Source organism: Bacillus sp. L_1B0_5 (genome assembly GCF_000836715.1).
GTDB lineage: Bacteria > Bacillota > Bacilli > Bacillales > Bacillaceae_G > Bacillus_A > Bacillus_A thuringiensis_S.
On sequence record NZ_JXIS01000155.1, the window covers coordinates 1 to 222 of the forward strand.

Genomic DNA, 222 nt, shown 5'->3' on the forward strand with positions numbered 1-222 from the left:
TGTTTCGTTCAGTTTTCAAAGAACTAATGGTGGAGCCTAGCGGGATCGAACCGCTGACCTCCTGCGTGCAAGGCAGGCGCTCTCCCAGCTGAGCTAAGGCCCCAAACAAGTATCGGGAAGACAGGATTTGAACCTGCGACCCCCTGGTCCCAAACCAGGTGCTCTACCAAGCTGAGCCACTTCCCGAAAGAAAAGCGCGCCCGAGAGGAGTCGAACCCCTAA

The 222-nt window shown here is 56.3% G+C and carries 2 tRNA genes; both read right to left on the reverse strand.

Annotation, left to right across the window (positions count from 1 at the left end):
- Positions 1–27: 27 nt before the first annotated feature.
- Positions 28–103 (reverse strand) — tRNA-Ala (locus tag RT27_RS30670).
- A 9-nt stretch (positions 104–112) separates the two neighbouring features.
- Positions 113–186 (reverse strand) — tRNA-Pro (locus RT27_RS30675).
- Positions 187–222: the final 36 nt, after the last annotated feature.